A 17,648-nucleotide genomic window follows, 5' to 3' on the forward strand; every position below is an offset into this window, starting at 1 on the left:
ACATGACGACACTCGATCTTAGCCTCTGTTATCAAGAGTTGGGGTTTTCTGAACCCCCATTTCGCCTGACGCCGGATACCGATTTCTTTTTTCCCGGCAGCCATCATTTGGAAGCATTGAACCATCTCCGATTTGGCATTGCCAGTGGTGGGCTCACCATGCTGACAGGAGAAGTGGGTCTTGGCAAAACCCTGTTGTGCCGGCACCTGCTTCGCCATCCGCCGACCGGGGTCCGGTTCGCTTACCTCATGAACCCGGATCAGTCCTATTCTGATTTACTTGTATCCATTTATGAAGATTTGACCGGAACACTGCCTGAGGATCAGTCCCTCGGGGCCTTACAACGGGAACTGCCTAAGCTGTTGCTCCGTCTGGCCTTGGAAGGAGAACGGGTCGTCGTATTGGTGGACGAAGCCCACCGGCTCAGTGGAAAAGTCCTGGAAGGACTTCGGCTTCTGTCCAATCTGGATACCGAAAAGGATAAGTTGATGTGTCTCCTGCTGGTTGGACAACCGGAGTTGGAGCAAAAGTTGGCGACTCGGGCCTTTCGACCATTGCGACAACGCATTAGTGTTCGTTATCGCCTTAAATCATTTACCTGGCAGGAGACGCGGGCGTATATCCAACATCGACTGCATATCGCCGATGCCAGACACCGTTTTCATGTTAGTGCAGGAGTCCTCTGGCTCATTTATGCTTGGAGTCGAGGAGTCCCGCGCCGCATCAATCAACTGTGCGACCGGGCTCTGTTAGCCGCTTATGCTCAAGGCCGACATACGGTGACTCCCATGATGATCTGGCGAGCAACCAAAGAATTTCTTCCGTAGTGAGAGGATCACGGAAAACGAACAGACCATGAGCATCATCGCAGATACCCTCCAGCGACTTCAGACGCAGACCAAAAGTGAAGGGACTGAGACGACCCAGCAGGCACCCCTCGTCCTTCCGGCTAAAGTAAGAAGAGAACCGGGCTGGCACCGCAGGCCTTCTCCTTTAAAGTTTTGGTTGATCGGGATCAGCATGGCAATCGGATTGAGCAGTCTAGGCATAGGTGCCTACTGGATCGGCTTACATCTGGACTTCGGAATGCCAACGCAAGCCTCTTCTTTGTCCAGCCAGCGTGTGGCTCTTTTAGGCCCCCCTCCACATGCAAAGACTCCACCTGCTGATTCGGTTTCTTTTGAAAACACGCAGATACCAAGTGGAGATCCCGTTGAAAACCTTCCAGTATCTGCTGCCCGGGAATCCAATGAGGAACCGCCCCCACCCCACGTAGGGGCATCAATGGAGCCATCCTCTCCATTGAAGGTCGAACCTGCCCCCCCCACACAACCCGCAGGAGAAATTCCCGCCTCCCCCATACCGGCAACACCATTAATAACCCCTGCACCCGACCACCCTCAACAGAAAACGCTGGGCAGATCCATGGCAACGTCACCCACAACAACAGACGTCGCACCGATCCATCCGAGCCCTGATCCGAAGAAAATCGGAACCAGTCCTCCAGTCGCAGTCCTTGCCCAAACAGTACAGCCTGGTTCGGATTTTGTAAAAGTCGCCTCCGCCAATGAGACAGGCACTCTCATCCCGTTAGAAGCCGATGTAGAAGAAGAAAAAAGCAATCTGGCTGAACTCACAACCTCCAGAGGTCTTAGGATTGAAGAGCCTTCTGTCCCTGCCAACACGGCAGCCCTGACGCTGCAAAACGAGGGGGGTCAGGTGACCTCCCAAAACATCGGTCCACCTCAGCAATCCCCACCCAATTGGCTCCATCACGCCAGAGAACTTATCCAAAACGGTGAATACAAAGAGGCGCAGGCCATGCTTTCCCCCCTCTTCCATGATCCTCCCGTCACTTGGGAACCATGGTTTTGGATGGGAACGGCATATTTGGGGGCAGGCCAGCTTGAGCAGGCTGATCAGTATTTTTTGAGCGGCCTCGCACGTAACGACAAAGTTCCGCAATTGTGGATCCAACGCGCTTTGGTGGCCCAGCAGCAAGGAAGCTTCCAACTTGCCGTGCATGAACTTCGGCAAGCCGAGGCGTTGCAACCGGATTTACCCCATATCCATTTGAATATGGGCTATGCCTATGAGCGAATGGGAAATAATCGGCTAGCGAATCAATATTTCGGTAGATTTTTACAATTAACAGAAGGCCAGCCGGAGTTCTTTGCTACCAGAAAAAAACTGTTTGCCCGCTAAACGTCCATGCCCAGGACGCAGGTCTCCACAACAACAGACACCCCTCAACGCCTTTGGGGAGAACGATAATGACCGCCATCGGACAGGGTCTTCATGATTGAGAGCGGGTGTCGGAACCGGGTCCCCTGAATGGGCACTCTGCGCCTATACTCGTTTCGAACCATCATCAGTCGAATTCCATGTGAAACGAGGCGACTACCTCATCACGATGTTCTTCCAATGTTTACAATATTCAACAGTTACTTAAGGGAACTCGAAGAAATTGGAGGCCGGGCGTTTATATTCAGAAATTGTCGAGGATGGCCTTCAATGCCTCACTCAAATCGAGCAGGCGATAGACACCCACAACCTGACCCAAGTTCATAAGGCCGCCCACGGTCTCAAGGCAATATCCCGCAACATGGGCACCGAACCATTCGCACAATTGGCGGTCAGAATCGCGGCCATCGGCTAGGCCCGAGAGGGACCCGTTCCGGCTGATTGGAAAACCCAACTTCAAGACGCCTTTAAACAAACCCGGACCGAACTCGAGAATGTGGTTAACAAAGCGAAATAGGAGAACGCGTTGGTAGAGTAAAATCCCTGCCTTGGCGCTCCTCACGACTGTTACCGCAAGGCTTTTCTCCAAACCATTCATCCCTGCGCCCGGCTTCTTGCCAAATCAAAGAACACGTTGCTTCAAGTTCCAGCTGTTTTGACCGACATACACAATGATAAAACACCCTCCCCAGGCGGGAAGAATCGCACAGGAATGGATGCAACGACGACCCAATCTTATGGTTGGCAGCCGTCAACCCGACCTCATGCTCGATGAATACGTTGATCCTTTGATGTCAGAAGGACTGCAATGATTTCCCAGCAGCAATGTCAAAACGCCTGCATATTGATCGTTGATGATCAAATGACCAATATCATGCTCCTGGAGAGCATTTTACAAAACGCCGGGTACAACCAAATCCATTCCACCCAAGATCCCACTCAGGTATTGCCTCTGTTTAAAGAGCTGGATCCAGATCTGATTTGCCTTGATATCCGCATGCCTGAACTCAACGGCTTTCAAGTGATGGGACAACTCAAAATCATTCACCAACACGCGTTTCTCCCGATTTTGGTACTTACCTCCGAAGACGACCGAGAGACCCGCCTCCGCGCATTGGAATCGGGCGGCAAAGACTTCCTGCATAAACCATTCGACAAGGTGGAAGTCTTAATGCGAATCCGCAATTTATTGGAAGCCAGCCTACTGAACAAGACCGTGTCACAGCAAAAAGCTTCCCTGGAGGAAACCGTCCGGATCCGGACAAAGGAGCTCAGAGAAACCCAACTCGACGTTGTCCACCGCCTTGCCCGAGCAGCCGAACATCGCGACAATGAAACCGGGGCACATATCATCCGTATGGCTCACTTTGCGGTGGTCTTAGGACGCGCCGCCGGCATGACGGATGAAGAGTGCGATGTGCTCTTTCACGCCACCCCTATGCATGACGTCGGGAAATTAGGGATTCCGGACCGGATCCTCTTGAAACCCGGAAAATTAGATCCCGAAGAATTTGAAATCATGAAACAGCATACGGTCATGGGCGCCCAACTTCTCTCCAACAGCCACTCTCCCGTCCTACAAATGGGAGAACTGATCGCCCTTACTCACCACGAAAAATGGGATGGCTCAGGCTATCCCAATCGCCTGGCCGGAATGGATATTCCGTTAGTCGGCCGAATTTGCGCCATCGCCGATGTCTTTGATGCGCTCTCATCCAGACGGTGCTATAAAGACCCCTGGCCCCTGGATAAAACTCTCATGGAAATGCACTCCCTGTCAGGGAAACAGTTCGATCCCGCTCTGATAGACTTGTTTCATGAACTTCTGCCTGTAATGACCGACATCCAGCAAACCCACACGGATATAGAGATTCCCAAATTCGACCTCCTGGAAACCAAGTACCAGGCCTAGGCAACTCTCTCCCACCAATTGCGCTTCGTAGACCCGGTTCCTCCCCCTCTCATTCGCCCACTTGCTCCTTTTAGATTGGTACGCGTGATTTTCTCCCCGGCATTTGACGTTCAGAGAATGTTTCATTCATTCCGGATCCGAATAAAACAGGATGCTCAAAAGGATCTGATCCTCTTTCGAAAATCCTTTGGCTCCAGGCGACTTCCCCACGAGTCTAATGGGTATGCGGATGTCATAACTCCTCGGGATAACGCGGGATCAACGGCCTGCCCCAACGTTCCTCATGGCTCCTGGCACTCCATTCTCATTTCTTTGTGATTTTTTTCCCGGACTTCCCCTTAATTTTACATTCCTCCCTTCCGACAAAATCAGTGGGCAACACTGTGATAGAAAAACAGCCCACAACGGAGCAGATAATCTGCATATTCTTTGCCCTATGAGCACTCATAACCATGGGACACCATTGTCAGTAAAACCCGATCATGCCTCATAACTGAAATCGAGAGTTAACATGCCCTTCGTTCCACTTCATCCAACGGCTCTGCGACTGGGATTGTACATCAAGATTGAGGGATCCTGGTTCAGTCATCCGTTCCCAACCAATTCATTCAAAATCGAATCGGTGAAAGACCTCGAAACGCTTCGTGGACTGACCAAAGTCAAGTTGTACTTCGATCCAGACCGTTCAGAACCAGAAGGGATTCATTCCGATCACACCAAGGCGCCTGACCGGAAGGGGATTCAAAACACGGGAGAACCGGACAAAGAACCTTCGAACGAATCTGAGCCCATCACCCCAGAGGATTCCTCAGAGGAGGAAGCCACTCAGGAAGATCCAATTCAACGAAAAGTCGCCCAACATCAAGCCTTCCATGTCTACCAGGAACATTTGCAAGCAGTTGGTGGTCAATTCCAGGAAGTGGTTCAAGAGGCCAAACTAGTCATGCAGGACGTGATCACCGGTCGGCCTCGAGGCCTCCGGACGGCCCAGAAAATTGTCAGCGAGCTTTATGAGATTCTCGATATCGCTGACAACTCGAGAGCACTGCTGAACCTCATCGGCTCCAACGAATCAAATGAGGAATTTTTTCTGCATGCACTCAATGTCTGTTCATTATCTCTCATGGTCGGACAGGATTTAGGATTATCGCGGGAAGAAGCTGAAAAACTGGCTCTCGGAGCTCTGTTTCATGACATCGGGGAACTCAAGTTTCCGGCAGAACATTTATTACGAAAAGGATCAATGTCTGCTTCCGAACGGAAAAACTTTTTAAGTACGCATCCGAAATACGGAGTGGAGTTGGCTGAGAAATTGCCTAATTTCCCTTATGAAGCGATTGACGTCATTCGCCAGCACCATGAACGCCTCAACGGGTCAGGATTCCCAACCGGGAAAAAAGACGATCAAATCAGCAAGTTCGCCAAAATAGTCATGGTGGTGGATGAGTACGATGAATTGTGCCATCACCCGGATCCAGACAAATCTCTCATTCCATCAGAGGCCCTTTCTTATTTATACGTCAAATGCCGGCATACACTCTGGCATGAAGCGGTCGTCTCATTAATCAGTCAGCTGGGTGTCTATCCTCCAGGATCACTGGTCAACTTGAGTAATCAGAAGATTGGAATCGTCACCAGCGTGAATCTCGCGAACCGGCTGAGGCCGGTCATCCTCGTTTATGACGAACACAGCTCTTCGGATGAACCGATTATTCTGAACCTGTCTGAAGAGGATGAGTCGCTCTCCATTGTCAGTGCCATTCGACCCGTTGACCTTTCTGCCAAAATCAGGGAATGCCTCAACCCTCGTCGAATCATCAGCTACTTTCCCTCCGCCTCTTCCACAGAATCCGGCGTCGGCGGTCTGCGCACTCTGGCCGTATCCACATAGTCCATTCACAGGAACGCTTCGCTAGACCATCCTCACAAACTCACCTTATGTCATGTTCTTCGTGGAGACCTATGAGCGAAAGGACTGCCCAACGATCTGACGGATCCAGGCCATCCACGTTTTCCTCGTTTCAAGAGGAGCCTCGGGATCAGGATACTCGACCCACAACTCCTGATTCCCAAGATACTGCTCACCAATAAAGATGCGTTGGGTTCGTAATTGCCGATAGCCCCTCTCATGCAACATATGAATGAGACCTTGCAGGACCTGGTCTTCCGTAGGAACGGGATCGACATCGATCTGAAGCGATTCATAGCGGAGCCTGGCCTGGAATCCTTCTTTATGGGGAATGACATGGATTTGGCGATTAAACCCACGGTCGCGGTCATCCAGGCCAGCAACGTGAAAGATATGGACGTGAGGAGATGTGGAACTCATACGCGTAAGGGTTTATCATACCTCCGCCTGTCATCTTCGCATAAGAGGAAAAATTCCGTCGAGCCCTCGGAGGCACTTACAGCCCTTGCCCGTCCCCGTGCAGGCTCTCTTCGGCCCACAGCCTGTCTTCGTCCAAAAGTCTGCGCTCCCGACTGACGGCACAGGCCATCAATTTTGGCTGATTCCACTTGCACTCACCGGCATGCATTTCGTATCGTGGTACCCGAAGATTGTGACTAAATCCTGGGGAAATATTTGTGTCATATTCCCCAGTTTCATGTACCCCCATATGACCCCATGCCAAGTCCGCTGTCCCTTCAAAACTCGGTTGTACCCCCTCAAAAAAATCGAGGGCAAATCTTAGCTCTAGCCCTCCTTGTGGCCACAGTGGTTTTTGTCGTGGACCTCTTTCTCCCAATGGGAGTGGCCGAAGCGGTCCCCTATGTCGCTAGCGTGCTGATTGCCCTCCGGTCTCCGGATAAAAATGATCCGTTGCGTCTGGCAGGACTCTGTACCCTATTAACAATCATCGGGTTTTATTTTTCGCCTTCGGGGGCAGAGCCCTGGATTGGCATGACCAATCGATCGATTGCCTTATTTGCGATTTGGTCGACCGCCCTGTTGGCCATGCAGGTGAGAGAGTCTGACGAGGCGACTCGTGATCAGAGTTCGATGCTGACCGGGATATTATCAAATATGCCCGCCGTGGCATTTCGAATCGATCAGGAAGGAGTCATGCATGATTCCTTCGGTCGCGGGCTGGCCCGTTTCGGATTAAAGGAATTGACCGCCATTGGCCGTATTCCCTTGGAACCACCCGATCAGATAAAAAATCAGGTCAAGGAAGGCATTCTTGCCAATTCGGTGTTTTACGAGAGCAATGGAATTCTGCAGGGGAAGCCCTGGTGGTTTTTAAATTGTCTATGCAAATTGGAAGGCGACCAACCGGGACTCATTGGGTTTGGCATTGACATTACTGATCGGAAGCGTGCGGAGCGACGCCTGGCCTTGCACGATGTCATCGCGGACATCCTGACCACCGCGTCTAGTATTTCAGAGACATATCCTCAAATTCTCAAAGCCATTTGCCACACGCTGGAATGGAAGGTGGGTATCCTCTGGCGAATGGACTATCAACGACAGGCCCTGGGAGCCTCCCTCATTTGGCCATCGGACTCTCCTCAAGCTCAAGCCATGTCCTCAGCACACTCCGGTTGGGCGCTCACGCCTGCTGAAGGACTGGCCGGGCAGGTGTGGGCCACTCGAAATCCTCTTTGGATCAAGGACCTTGCCGACTACCCCAAAGATCCTAGAAGCCAGACGGCTTTGGAAGTTGGGCTTCATGCCGGATTCGCAATTCCCATTTGCCTGGCTGAGAATACGAGAGCGGTACTCGAATTTTTCTCCCCGTACCCTGAGGAAGCGGATGATATGTTGCTTCAACGGCTTTCGAATATCGGTTTTCAAATTGGCCAGTATATCGAACGGGAGCATAAGGAACGTCGACTGGCCACGCATCACAGCTTAACTAATGTGCTCGCGGAATCTGCTGGAATGACTCAGGCGGCTTCCCTTATCCTGGAAGCCATTGGTGACAATTTAGGATGGGATCTCGGAGCTATTTGGACACTAGATCCCTCGCACCAGGTCTTGCGTTGCCTCAATGTCTGGCATTCCCCTCACTTAAACCTGGATGCCTTTCGGCAGGAATCCCAATCGATCACGTTTGCACGGGGAGTGGGATTACCCGGTCGGGTTTGGAAAAGCGGTAAACCGTCATGGATCACTGATGTGGTTTCCGACCCGAATTTTCCGCGCGCGGCTGCTGCCGCACGAGAAGGCCTCCATTCCGGATTCGCCTTCCCTGTAAAATCGGGGACCGAAATTGTTGGTGTCATTGAATTTTTCCACAGGGATATTCAAAAACCCGACAAAGAACTGTTGGCCATGTTTGCCTCCATTGGTCTTCAAATTGGCCAATTCATCCAGCGGACCGCCAAGCAAAACCTCAATGAATAACCGATGGTCTCGTAAATTAATCTTCGGGCTGATTGATTGGTAACCAACGACATGCACGTGGGGTATCTTTTCCTTGCAGCATTGGTAACCTATCATACGAATCTACCGCCTCCCTCCTAAAATATGGCTGCTACCATTCCAGTGCTTTCATGGGTTCATGGCCTTCATTTCAATAACATACGGGGAGACCTGTATGGTGGATTAGTGGCCGCGGTCGTGGCCTTACCGTTAGCCTTGGCCTTCGGAGTGACATCTGGACTCGGGGCCATTGCCGGGCTGTATGGAGCTATTTTTGTGGGATTTTTCGCAGCCCTCTTCGGCGGGACTCCTGCACAGGCCTCAGGACCGACCGGTCCGATGACCGTGGTGATGGCCGGCATCATCTTGAACTTTGCCGATGAACCGGCATTGGCATTTACCGCTGTCATCCTGGGCGGGGTCTTCCAAGTCTTATTTGGACTGATGGGGTTTGGTCGGTATATCACCTTGGTCCCCTATCCGGTCATTTCGGGATTCATGAGCGGCATCGGAGGAATTATTCTCATTCTTCAAGTTGCCCCCTTTCTCGGCTTGGAAGCGAAGTCCAAAGTCGTGGCCAACCTCATGGCGATGCCTGAATACCTTGCATCGTTTTCTCTCCCTGCCATGTTAGTGGGTTCGCTCACACTGGCCATTGTATATTTCACTCCTCCCTCTATCGGCAAACGCCTTCCCCCGGTATTGTTGGCTCTCATCGTTGGCACAATAGTCGCTGAAATGTTCTTTCCAACCCTTCCGGTTATCGGAGACATTCCGACAGGATTTCCCACGCCGATTTGGCCAACCATGCATACGCACACCCTCGTCATGATGGTTGAAGAAGCCCTCGTCCTGGCCTTATTGGGAACGATTGATAGCCTGCTGACTTCTCTCGTGTGTGACAACATGACACGGACCCAACATGACTCCAACCGGGAATTGATCGGCCAGGGCATTGGCAATATGGCTTCGGGTTTTTTCGGAGGCCTTCCCGGAGCCGGGGCCACCATGCGATCCGTGGCCAACATTCGAACGGGAGGCCGCACACCTCTCTCTGGCATGTTTATGGCGGTCGTCCTTCTAGGCACCCTGCTTGGCTTAGGCCCACTGGCCGAAAAGATTCCACTTGCAGTCCTCGCCGGTCTGCTTATTAAGGTCGGATTCGATATTATCGATTGGCGCTTTCTAAAACATATGGTACAAGCTCCACGTACCGAGGTCCTGGTGATGATCGTAGTCTTGTTGGTCACGGTGTTGGTCGACCTCATCACGGCCGTGGGCATTGGCGTAGTACTGGCCAGCGTGATGTTCGTGAAGCGAATGGCCGATCTGGAACTTGAAAATCTCAGCGTCATCACGGGTGACTCGAAAGAAACACCCCTGTCGAAAGAGGAACAACGCATCCTGGACCGAAACCGTGAGCGCATTATCATGATTCATGTGAATGGGCCGATGAGCTTCGGATCAGCTAAAGACATGGTGCGTCGGTTAGAATCGGTGAAAAGTTTCAATACTTTTTCCAGCGTGGTCCTCGATCTCACATCGGTACCTTCCATCGACGGAACCGCTGCGTTAGCCATCGAAGACATGCTGGTGATGGTGAAAACTCATCAACAGGATGTCTTTTTCGTGGGTATGCGTCCTGGAGTCGCTCGAGTTCTCAAAGGACTCGGGGTGCTCGATCAGGTCCCACCTGAGCATCGATACCCTCTTCGGTTGGATGCCTTACGCCACGCCGCCCATAGAGGCGGATCCACCCATCCGTACGATGTCGCACCCACAGAAGTTCACTCTGCACGCCCAGAACCTTCATGAGGCATGTTTTTTGAGAAAGTAGGCTTCTCTGTTTCTAAAAAAGCATTCATAGTGTAAGCTGATGAACTCCGCCCTGCCCCCACCCCTTTAAAGGCCTGGATGCGAGAGAGATCACCAATCAGTGTATTGACCCTGGTGATATTGGTTTAAACAGTCAGACTTTATCTGGGACCACCGGTCCGAAAGGTTATCCAACTGAAATGAAGACAACAGTCCCTCAAGCGCTCATACAGAATTTCCTGAACCATACTCCAACCTGGTACAAGCTGACCATTCTGGGGTTCTTAATCCTCAATCCCATCTTGTTGATGAGCATCGGGTCGTTTTACACCGGCTGGCTCCTCATCCTGGAATTTATTTTTACGCTGGCCCTGGCTCTCAAAAGTTATCCGCTACAACCCGGTGGCTTACTCGCACTTGAAGCCGTCCTATTGGGAATGACGACACCCGCTACGGTCTATCATGAAGCGCTCAATAATTTCCAAGTGATCCTGTTATTGATTTTCATGGTGGCCGGGATCTACTTCATGAAAGATTTGCTTCTGTTTCTGTTTACGAAAATTTTATTGGGCGTCCGTTCAAAAATCTTGTTGGGTCTCTTGTTTTCCATCATGGGTGCCTTTCTGTCGGCATTTCTCGATGCGTTGACGGTCACGGCGGTCATCATTGCCGTCGCCTTGGGTTTTTATAACATTTACCACCGGGTGGCCTCTGGCAAATCGTCTCAAACCTCTCATGATTCGACAAGTGATCATGAGATCGGCTCGCTTCACCGCGAAAATTTGGACAACTTCCGAGGCTTCCTTCGAAATTTATTAATGCATGGAGCGGTGGGCACAGCATTGGGTGGAGTCTGTACTCTCGTGGGGGAACCCCAAAATTTATTGATCGCAGACAAGGCAGGCTGGGAATTTATGGAGTTCTTATTGCGTATGGCCCCTGTGACGCTTCCGGTCTTAGCCACGGGATTGTTCACCTGTATGATCGTTGAAAAAATGCGCTGGTTTGATTATGGCTTTCAACTCCCGAATCCCGTTCGCCTCATTTTGTTGGAATTCGAAACAGAGCAACAGAAACGGCGGGATTCAGGGGACACAGCCAAGCTTATTATTCAAGCGATTGCCGGCATTTGGCTGATTGTTGCCTTAGCCTTTCACCTGGCGGAGGTGGGCATCATCGGGCTCACGGTGATCGTATTTATTACCGCCTTTAACGGGATCATCGAAGAGCATCAATTGGGGGAGGCGTTTAAGGAAGCGCTTCCTTTCACGGCTCTCCTCGTCGTCTTTTTCGCTATTGTGGCGGTCATCCAGGATCAGAATCTGTTTTCCGGCATCATCGGGTATGGATTAAGTTTGCAAGGATCTCATCAAATCGGGATGTTTTATCTGGCCAATGGTGTTCTTTCGGCTATCAGCGACAATGTCTTTGTTGCGACGGTTTACATTCAGGAAGTGCTCCGTGCCTTCCAGGCGGGCACCATTACCCGCGACCAATTTGACCTTTTGGCCGTTGCCATTAATACCGGCACAAATATCCCCAGTGTGGCAACTCCCAACGGACAAGCCGCATTTTTATTTTTGTTAACCTCTTCACTGGCTCCGGTTATTCGCCTATCCTATGGGAAAATGGTATGGATGGCACTTCCCTATACGTTGACCATGGCAAGCATCGGCCTGTTTTCCGTGTATTTTTTGTTGGATCCGGCGACAGCATATTTATACGAGACCGGACTCATCCAACACCATAGCGTAAGTAGCCCGGGCACTCCCACAGAACCGCTGGCGCATTAATGATTGGAGAAGTCAGAAACTGGGAGGAGGAAAATATACGGCTTCTCTGCAGCACGGTTGCCCCATGGCCCGATGCAAGAGCGAAAAAGAAACGCACCCTTCTGAAGCCGGATTGTTTGTTGTGGCCCTTGCCTCTTATTACGGGGAAAGTGTCACAACGGTTTCATTGCCCTGAATGACTCGTTCCGGATAAAGGACAATTTCCACACGACGATTTTGGGCTCTTCCCTCCTCGGTCTCATTTGTCATCACCGGCCGCATGTCAGCATAACCCGTCGCTGAAAATTGTTTTGGATCCATTCCGGTTTGCTCAATCAGATACCGTAATACTGTCGTGGCACGTGCGGTTGAAAGTTCCCAATTGGTGGGATACTGTTTTTGTAGTTGTCCATATATGCGGTGGTTGTCCGTGTGGCCTTCCACTTGAATATTTTTCCCCGGCACGGTCGCTAACACCTGGCCCACCTGCTTCATGATCTTCAGACCCAGAGGAGTCAATTCTGCTTCACCGGATTCAAACAGGACTTGTCCCAGCATGGTCAGGACTAACCGGTCCTGGTGTTGGGTCACCACGAGACTGTTGCCAAACTTGTCCTCAAGCGCCTTGGTAATTCGATCAATCTCCTCTCCGACCGTGAGCACTTCATATTTGACCTTTTCCAGTTGGGCTTCCTGAGCCTCCCGAGCTTTTTTGACCAATTCCAACTCATGCTTCAAACGCTCCACCTCTTTGAGCCTGGTCTCCAGCGCCGAAAGCTCTTTTTCCAAATGACCATTCTGTTCACGAAGGTGGGACATCTGGCTGATTTGCCCGTCTAATCCGGACCTGACCTTTGTGAGTGCAGCTGTCAAATCATGAAAATCCACCGGCTCTCCTCCAAAAAGAGGATCGGACAGCGACACGGTTCCTTCCGAGTTGACCAGTTTCCGGATTTGCGTATACAGCGCTTCAACTTCTTGTTGGACCGCGGCTAATTGTTCTTCCTTCATTTGATCTTGCACGTCAACGGTATGCTCAAGGGCAATGTTTGTTTCTTGAAGCTGCAGGACTTCAGCTTGCTTCGCTTCGACCGCCTGCTGTAAACGTTCAAGTTCCGCTATCGTAGACTCTTGGTTTTTTTCGTATTCTTGGAGAGCACGTTCATGTGATTGTTGACTCACACAACCGACCACAATCGTACATGCCACTGCCGAAAGTAAAGTGTTCCCCAGTTTCATAGTGCCTGCTCCTTCGCGTTGACCGCCTCTCCTCACCTCAGGCTCTCTACCATCAATATTACCTGGGGATTCAAGACTGGTTGGTGCCTTTCGGCCAAAATGGCTTCAATCTTCTCTTCTGGGTGCCATGGTGAACCTTAGTAACCGGAGGGTTCTTTCATCCCCAGAGAGAGCAGAGAAGATTATTCTCGGCATTCTGGACAGGACACTTGAGAAAACCTATAGGAACAAGGAGGAAGGTGTTCCAAGAGGTCAGAATGACCTGTCAATACTTCCCAATGATCACAGGCGACACTGTTGCAATTCACCGGGGATCAATGCGGAAAGATAAAGAGAGAAAATGTTGGCGCGGAATGGTATTGGGAATGGGAGAAGTTTGATCGTTATCTCTCGTGCTCACCAGCCGAGAAATGCCCAAGCCATGATTCATCGGAAACTATCGTCTGGGTCCCGATTGCCGGATTCGCCCTTCATCGAAGGGCCACCTCGTGGATCATCCCCACCTGGTACTGTGCCATATGCTGAGCCAGGTACGTGACGCTCGAATCCATCATCTCCATAAGTGGTGACGGGTACAAGCCGATTCCCAAGATTAAAACCGCAAGAGGAATCACCGTAACCAGCTCTCGCATATTCAGATCCGGTAGTTGTGCAATGGTCGAGTTTTTTGGTTGTCCCAACACTACCCGTTGAAGCATCCAGAGCATATACGCCGCCGCGAGGACAATGCCCCCCATGGACAACAATACCATGACATAGCTCTCAAAGGATGTTCCGACCAGGACCAAAAATTCTCCAATAAAATTGCACGTGCCAGGCAGTCCGAAGGATGCCACTGAAAACAGACAAAAAAGTGCCACAAACCGCGGCATCGATTTCTGTAACCCTCCGTAATCCTGAATCGACCGGCTATGGGTCCGATCATACAATTGACCGACAGCCAAAAAGAGGGCTCCTGTGGTTATTCCATGGTTCACCATCTGCAGGATGGCTCCTTGAATGCCATGGTTATTAAACACGAAAATTCCCAATGTCACGAATCCCATATGCGAAATGGACGAATACGCCACCAGCTTTTTCAGGTCAGACTGGGCCAGGGCCATATACCCCCCATACACAATGGCTGCCACAGATAGCCACAAGATGTACGGGGCAAAGGTGACTGAGGCTTCAGGAAACATGGGGAGACAAAATCGTAAAAATCCATATCCGCCCATTTTCAGGAGCACCCCCGCCAGCAGGACACTTCCGGCGGTGGGAGCTTCGGAATGGGCATCCGGTAGCCATGTGTGAAACGGCAGCATGGGTAATTTAATGGCAAAGGCTAGGAAAAACGCCAGAAATATCCAAAACTGCGCGTCGGGGGAATAGGTGTTCTCTGCCAACGCTAACATATCAAATGTCCGTCCCCCTTCCACGTACAACCCAAGGATCGCCAGGAGTAAGATCAGGCTACCTGACAAACTGTACAGAACGAATTTGATGCCGGCCGCTATGCGTTGGGGGCCACCCCACAAAATGATCATAAAATACATAGGAATCATCGTGACTTCCCACAACATGAAAAACAAAAACAGGTCCAGAGCGGTAAACACTACAATCATGGCCCCTTCGACCAACAGAATCATGGCCATAAAGGAGCGCACACGAGTGGTAATTGACTTCCAGGAACACAGGACGCAAAAGGGACAGAGCAGAGTTGTGAGTATAACCAGGAGTAGACTAATCCCATCCACTCCGACAGCATATTGAATATTAAAGGTCGGCATCCATGCCATCCGCTCCACGAATTGCATGCCTTGAATAGAAAAATCAAATTCTCTCAGCAGCACGAGACTAAGAACAGCGTCACCCAGCGTACACCCCAGAGCCACGCGCCGAATCCATTCCTGATCCTGAATACAGGCGATGATCGCAATGCCCACAAACGGCATCGCAATCATGATACTCAAAAGATGTTCAGTGAAGATTGTGTTCATAGCCTCCCCTTCATGACATGCCGGTCATGGCACATCCAGGACACGAAAGACGCCATCTCGTTTTTCACGCACCGCGAGTTTGAATTGCCGTGCCGTGCTCGTGCCCGTTGAATCACTGACAAGCTATCTACGGAATCACACGACAAACCAAAACAACAACCCGATCCCCACAATCAGCCAGAAAATCATGACCAGTAAGTGATGCTGTAACGTGCGGGGTTCTAGTTCCTGCATCATATTCCCTGTGCTCGCGGCTTGATTCCCGGCACGAACCACATTCTTGTCGAGAACCTTGATCTCGATTCTTTTCCATAGCCAGTTGGCGATACCAATGCTGCGTTGGCCGATACCCACGACGACCCGATCGACACCGCGAAGGTCCACCACCCGCCAGAGCCAACCGGCTATTCCTACGCTATTCCGCCCCAAACCTACGACCAGCCCGTCAATCCCCCGAAGGTCAACCACCCGCCACATCCACTTCGCCGCCAACACCGACACATTGGCGATTCCCAGGATCAGGGCATCAAACACATTGCGATCGACAACCCGCCAGAGCCATCGGGCCACCCGGAGAGTGGGCACCACAACATACGCCTCATATATTTCGTCAAAATACAATTTATTCAGAAAGTGGACATACCATCGTTTACTCATTTCCGATTGTTGAAACCAGGAATCCGAAAATTTTGTCAAGGAAAAGTACCCAATCGCCATACCGCCTACAGCCACAGCAAAAGCAAAAATCAGTTGCAAGCGTGACTCACTTGAAGCTTCCCTTGGGATCTGAGCCATCCGATGTCCCACGACAGGGGACAGAAATTCCGCAAACCAACTCCACAAGACCAGCAACAGGCTTCCAAACATTCCCATGACAACCAAAATGCCCAGAAGGTGGATAGGGGAAAAGAATCGAGGCTGGATGACCTCCCCCCCTATTCCACTTCCAGGACTTATCGAATGCGATTGACCAAACAAGCCCAGGACACCCCGCATGATATACATGGCAGAGAAAAATACGGTCAGAAATCCCAAAATCCAAAATGTCCATTGGGCGGAGGATCCCGGTTGAATCATCCACAATTGCTCATACGGCCCGAAAAAAATGAGGAACGGGGGAAGACAGGCCAACAGTAAAGCCCCGAACACTAAGGGCACCATAGAAGGCATTGATGACCCATGAGGAGCATGCGACAAAGACACATGTTGATGGGCCCCAACGGAACGAAGGGCATTTCCAGTCGACAAAAATAAAAATCCTTTCAAACATCCATGGGCCAGCATATGAAAAATAGAGATCACAAAGGCTCCGACTCCACAGGTCATGACCATGAAGCCAATTTGACCAATGGTGGAAAACGCCAGCATGCGTTTAATATCCACCTGAGTCAGGGAGACAAGGGTTGCAAAAAGTGCGGTCACACCTCCGACCAATGCAATGACCGTCATGGCTTCGGGCGAAAGAATCATGAGAGGACTCATGCGAACCAGCAAGAAGGGTCCGGCATTCACCATGGTCGCGGCATGAATCAACGCAGAAACAGGTGTGGGCGCTTCCATGGCAAAGGGAAGCCAGACATGGAACGGCACTTGTGCGGACTTCCCCATGGCTCCCAGGAAAAGAAAAAGCGTAATGAGCGTAAGGATATGAATGGGTACGTCCAGCCCGAGCCAGCCGAACAGGTTGATGCTGTTTTCCTGTATGGATGGGGCCTCCCTTAAAATCGTCTGAATGTCCAGTGTTCCAAAAGTAGAATAGGTCAGAATGACCCCAAAACCTAAGCCCACATCCGCGACCGAATTCACGAGAAAGGCCTTAGTCGCAGCCTGAGCAGATGATTGCCGCTCCCCCCAATGAGAAATTAACAAATAAGAACAGATCCCCATGATCTCCCAGAACACAAACAGCATGAGCAGATTATTGCTCATAACCAGCATGATCATCGAAAACGTAAACAGCCCGATAACCGCAAAGAAACGGTTATACCGGGGATCGCCGATCATATACCGTGACGCATATACATGCACCACGCCGCTCACACCGGTCACCAAGAGCAGAAGCAACACCGTAAGCTGGTCGACATAGAGACCCAAATCTACAACCAGGTCTCCCGATGTGAACAGTCGGTAGAGTGGAATAGCAAAAGCCCCGTCTGATGTGACTCGAGCAAACGCGATGGCGGAAAACGCGAAGGAGAGAGCCATCGCAGGAATGCCGATCTTATGGCCTTGCTCTCCAAGCCAGGGTTTCCCCAGCACGAGAATCAGAACGGCCATCAGAGGAAGAAGGGGAATAAGGATAAGGAATGTCATAATCAGGA

13 protein-coding genes are annotated in these 17,648 nt (G+C 51.0%); 8 read left to right on the forward strand and 5 right to left on the reverse strand.

What is annotated here, in order from left to right:
* Positions 1 to 2: 2 nt before the first annotated feature.
* The 5 genes from H6750_04900 to H6750_04920 all read left to right on the forward strand — a co-directional run bounded on the left by H6750_04900 (position 3) and on the right by H6750_04920 (position 6,047).
* On the forward strand, positions 3 to 827 hold the full coding sequence (locus H6750_04900; GenBank protein ID MCB9773645.1) for an AAA family ATPase: 825 nt from the start codon (positions 3 to 5) through the stop codon (positions 825 to 827).
* Between the two features lie 28 nt (positions 828 to 855).
* Complete coding sequence (locus H6750_04905; GenBank protein MCB9773646.1) at positions 856 to 2,205, forward strand: tetratricopeptide repeat protein; 1,350 nt, start codon at positions 856 to 858, stop codon at positions 2,203 to 2,205.
* Between the two features lie 262 nt (positions 2,206 to 2,467).
* Positions 2,468 to 2,659 (forward strand): Hpt domain-containing protein, encoded by a 192-nt coding sequence (locus H6750_04910; GenBank protein MCB9773647.1) that lies wholly within the window; start codon positions 2,468 to 2,470, stop codon positions 2,657 to 2,659.
* A 393-nt stretch (positions 2,660 to 3,052) separates the two neighbouring features.
* Complete coding sequence (locus tag H6750_04915) at positions 3,053 to 4,156, forward strand: response regulator (protein MCB9773648.1); 1,104 nt, start codon at positions 3,053 to 3,055, stop codon at positions 4,154 to 4,156.
* Positions 4,157 to 4,667: 511 nt separating this feature from the next.
* Positions 4,668 to 6,047, forward strand: coding sequence for a DUF3391 domain-containing protein (locus tag H6750_04920; GenBank protein ID MCB9773649.1), 1,380 nt, complete (start codon positions 4,668 to 4,670; stop codon positions 6,045 to 6,047).
* 69 nt (positions 6,048 to 6,116) lie between these two features.
* Here the strand turns inward: H6750_04920 and H6750_04925 are convergent, their stop codons facing one another.
* Positions 6,117 to 6,485 carry a hypothetical protein gene (locus H6750_04925; protein ID MCB9773650.1) on the reverse strand — a complete coding sequence of 123 codons (369 nt, stop codon included), beginning with the start codon at positions 6,483 to 6,485 and terminating at the stop codon, positions 6,117 to 6,119.
* 76 nt (positions 6,486 to 6,561) lie between these two features.
* The gene (locus H6750_04930) at positions 6,562 to 6,774 is read right to left on the reverse strand and encodes a hypothetical protein (protein ID MCB9773651.1); all 213 of its coding nucleotides are present in this window, start codon (positions 6,772 to 6,774) and stop codon (positions 6,562 to 6,564) included.
* Positions 6,775 to 6,782: 8 nt separating this feature from the next.
* Between H6750_04930 and H6750_04935 the strand changes: the two genes are divergently transcribed.
* From H6750_04935 to nhaB, 3 genes are all read left to right on the forward strand, one after another.
* Positions 6,783 to 8,504, forward strand: coding sequence for a GAF domain-containing protein (locus H6750_04935; protein MCB9773652.1), 1,722 nt, complete (start codon positions 6,783 to 6,785; stop codon positions 8,502 to 8,504).
* A gap of 123 nt (positions 8,505 to 8,627) precedes the next feature.
* Positions 8,628 to 10,337 carry a SulP family inorganic anion transporter gene (locus H6750_04940; protein MCB9773653.1) on the forward strand — a complete coding sequence of 570 codons (1,710 nt, stop codon included), beginning with the start codon at positions 8,628 to 8,630 and terminating at the stop codon, positions 10,335 to 10,337.
* 200 nt (positions 10,338 to 10,537) lie between these two features.
* A complete protein-coding gene (gene nhaB, locus H6750_04945; protein ID MCB9773654.1) occupies positions 10,538 to 12,130 on the forward strand; it encodes a sodium/proton antiporter NhaB in 1,593 nt (530 codons plus the stop codon).
* 138 nt (positions 12,131 to 12,268) lie between these two features.
* Here nhaB and H6750_04950 read toward each other — a convergent pair whose 3' ends face one another.
* The 3 genes from H6750_04950 to H6750_04960 form a co-directional block, all read right to left on the reverse strand.
* On the reverse strand, positions 12,269 to 13,348 hold the full coding sequence (locus H6750_04950) for an OmpA family protein (protein ID MCB9773655.1): 1,080 nt from the start codon (positions 13,346 to 13,348) through the stop codon (positions 12,269 to 12,271).
* A gap of 470 nt (positions 13,349 to 13,818) precedes the next feature.
* The gene (locus H6750_04955; GenBank protein MCB9773656.1) at positions 13,819 to 15,327 is read right to left on the reverse strand and encodes an NADH-quinone oxidoreductase subunit M; all 1,509 of its coding nucleotides are present in this window, start codon (positions 15,325 to 15,327) and stop codon (positions 13,819 to 13,821) included.
* 135 nt (positions 15,328 to 15,462) lie between these two features.
* Positions 15,463 to 17,640: an NADH-quinone oxidoreductase subunit L gene (locus H6750_04960; GenBank protein ID MCB9773657.1), complete on the reverse strand. Its 2,178-nt coding sequence runs from the start codon at positions 17,638 to 17,640 to the stop codon at positions 15,463 to 15,465.
* Positions 17,641 to 17,648 lie beyond the last annotated feature (8 nt).

The organism is Nitrospiraceae bacterium (assembly GCA_020632595.1).
In the GTDB taxonomy this organism is placed as follows: Bacteria; Nitrospirota; Nitrospiria; order Nitrospirales; family UBA8639; genus Nitrospira_E.

Bases quoted from the DNA above. Each gene is read 5' to 3' on its own strand.
- H6750_04940 (MCB9773653.1), top strand. From the start codon at position 8,628: ATGGCTGCTACCATTCCAGTGCTTTCATGGGTTCATGGCCTTCATTTC.
- H6750_04960 (MCB9773657.1), bottom strand. From the start codon at position 17,640: ATGACATTCCTTATCCTTATTCCCCTTCTTCCTCTGATGGCCGTTCTG.
- H6750_04915 (MCB9773648.1), top strand. From the start codon at position 3,053: ATGATTTCCCAGCAGCAATGTCAAAACGCCTGCATATTGATCGTTGAT.
- H6750_04930 (MCB9773651.1), bottom strand. From the start codon at position 6,774: ATGGGGGTACATGAAACTGGGGAATATGACACAAATATTTCCCCAGGA.
- nhaB (MCB9773654.1), top strand. From the start codon at position 10,538: ATGAAGACAACAGTCCCTCAAGCGCTCATACAGAATTTCCTGAACCAT.
- H6750_04935 (MCB9773652.1), top strand. From the start codon at position 6,783: ATGCCAAGTCCGCTGTCCCTTCAAAACTCGGTTGTACCCCCTCAAAAA.
- H6750_04920 (MCB9773649.1), top strand. From the start codon at position 4,668: ATGCCCTTCGTTCCACTTCATCCAACGGCTCTGCGACTGGGATTGTAC.
- H6750_04925 (MCB9773650.1), bottom strand. From the start codon at position 6,485: ATGAGTTCCACATCTCCTCACGTCCATATCTTTCACGTTGCTGGCCTG.
- H6750_04955 (MCB9773656.1), bottom strand. From the start codon at position 15,327: ATGAACACAATCTTCACTGAACATCTTTTGAGTATCATGATTGCGATG.
- H6750_04900 (MCB9773645.1), top strand. From the start codon at position 3: ATGACGACACTCGATCTTAGCCTCTGTTATCAAGAGTTGGGGTTTTCT.
- H6750_04950 (MCB9773655.1), bottom strand. From the start codon at position 13,348: ATGAAACTGGGGAACACTTTACTTTCGGCAGTGGCATGTACGATTGTG.
- H6750_04905 (MCB9773646.1), top strand. From the start codon at position 856: ATGAGCATCATCGCAGATACCCTCCAGCGACTTCAGACGCAGACCAAA.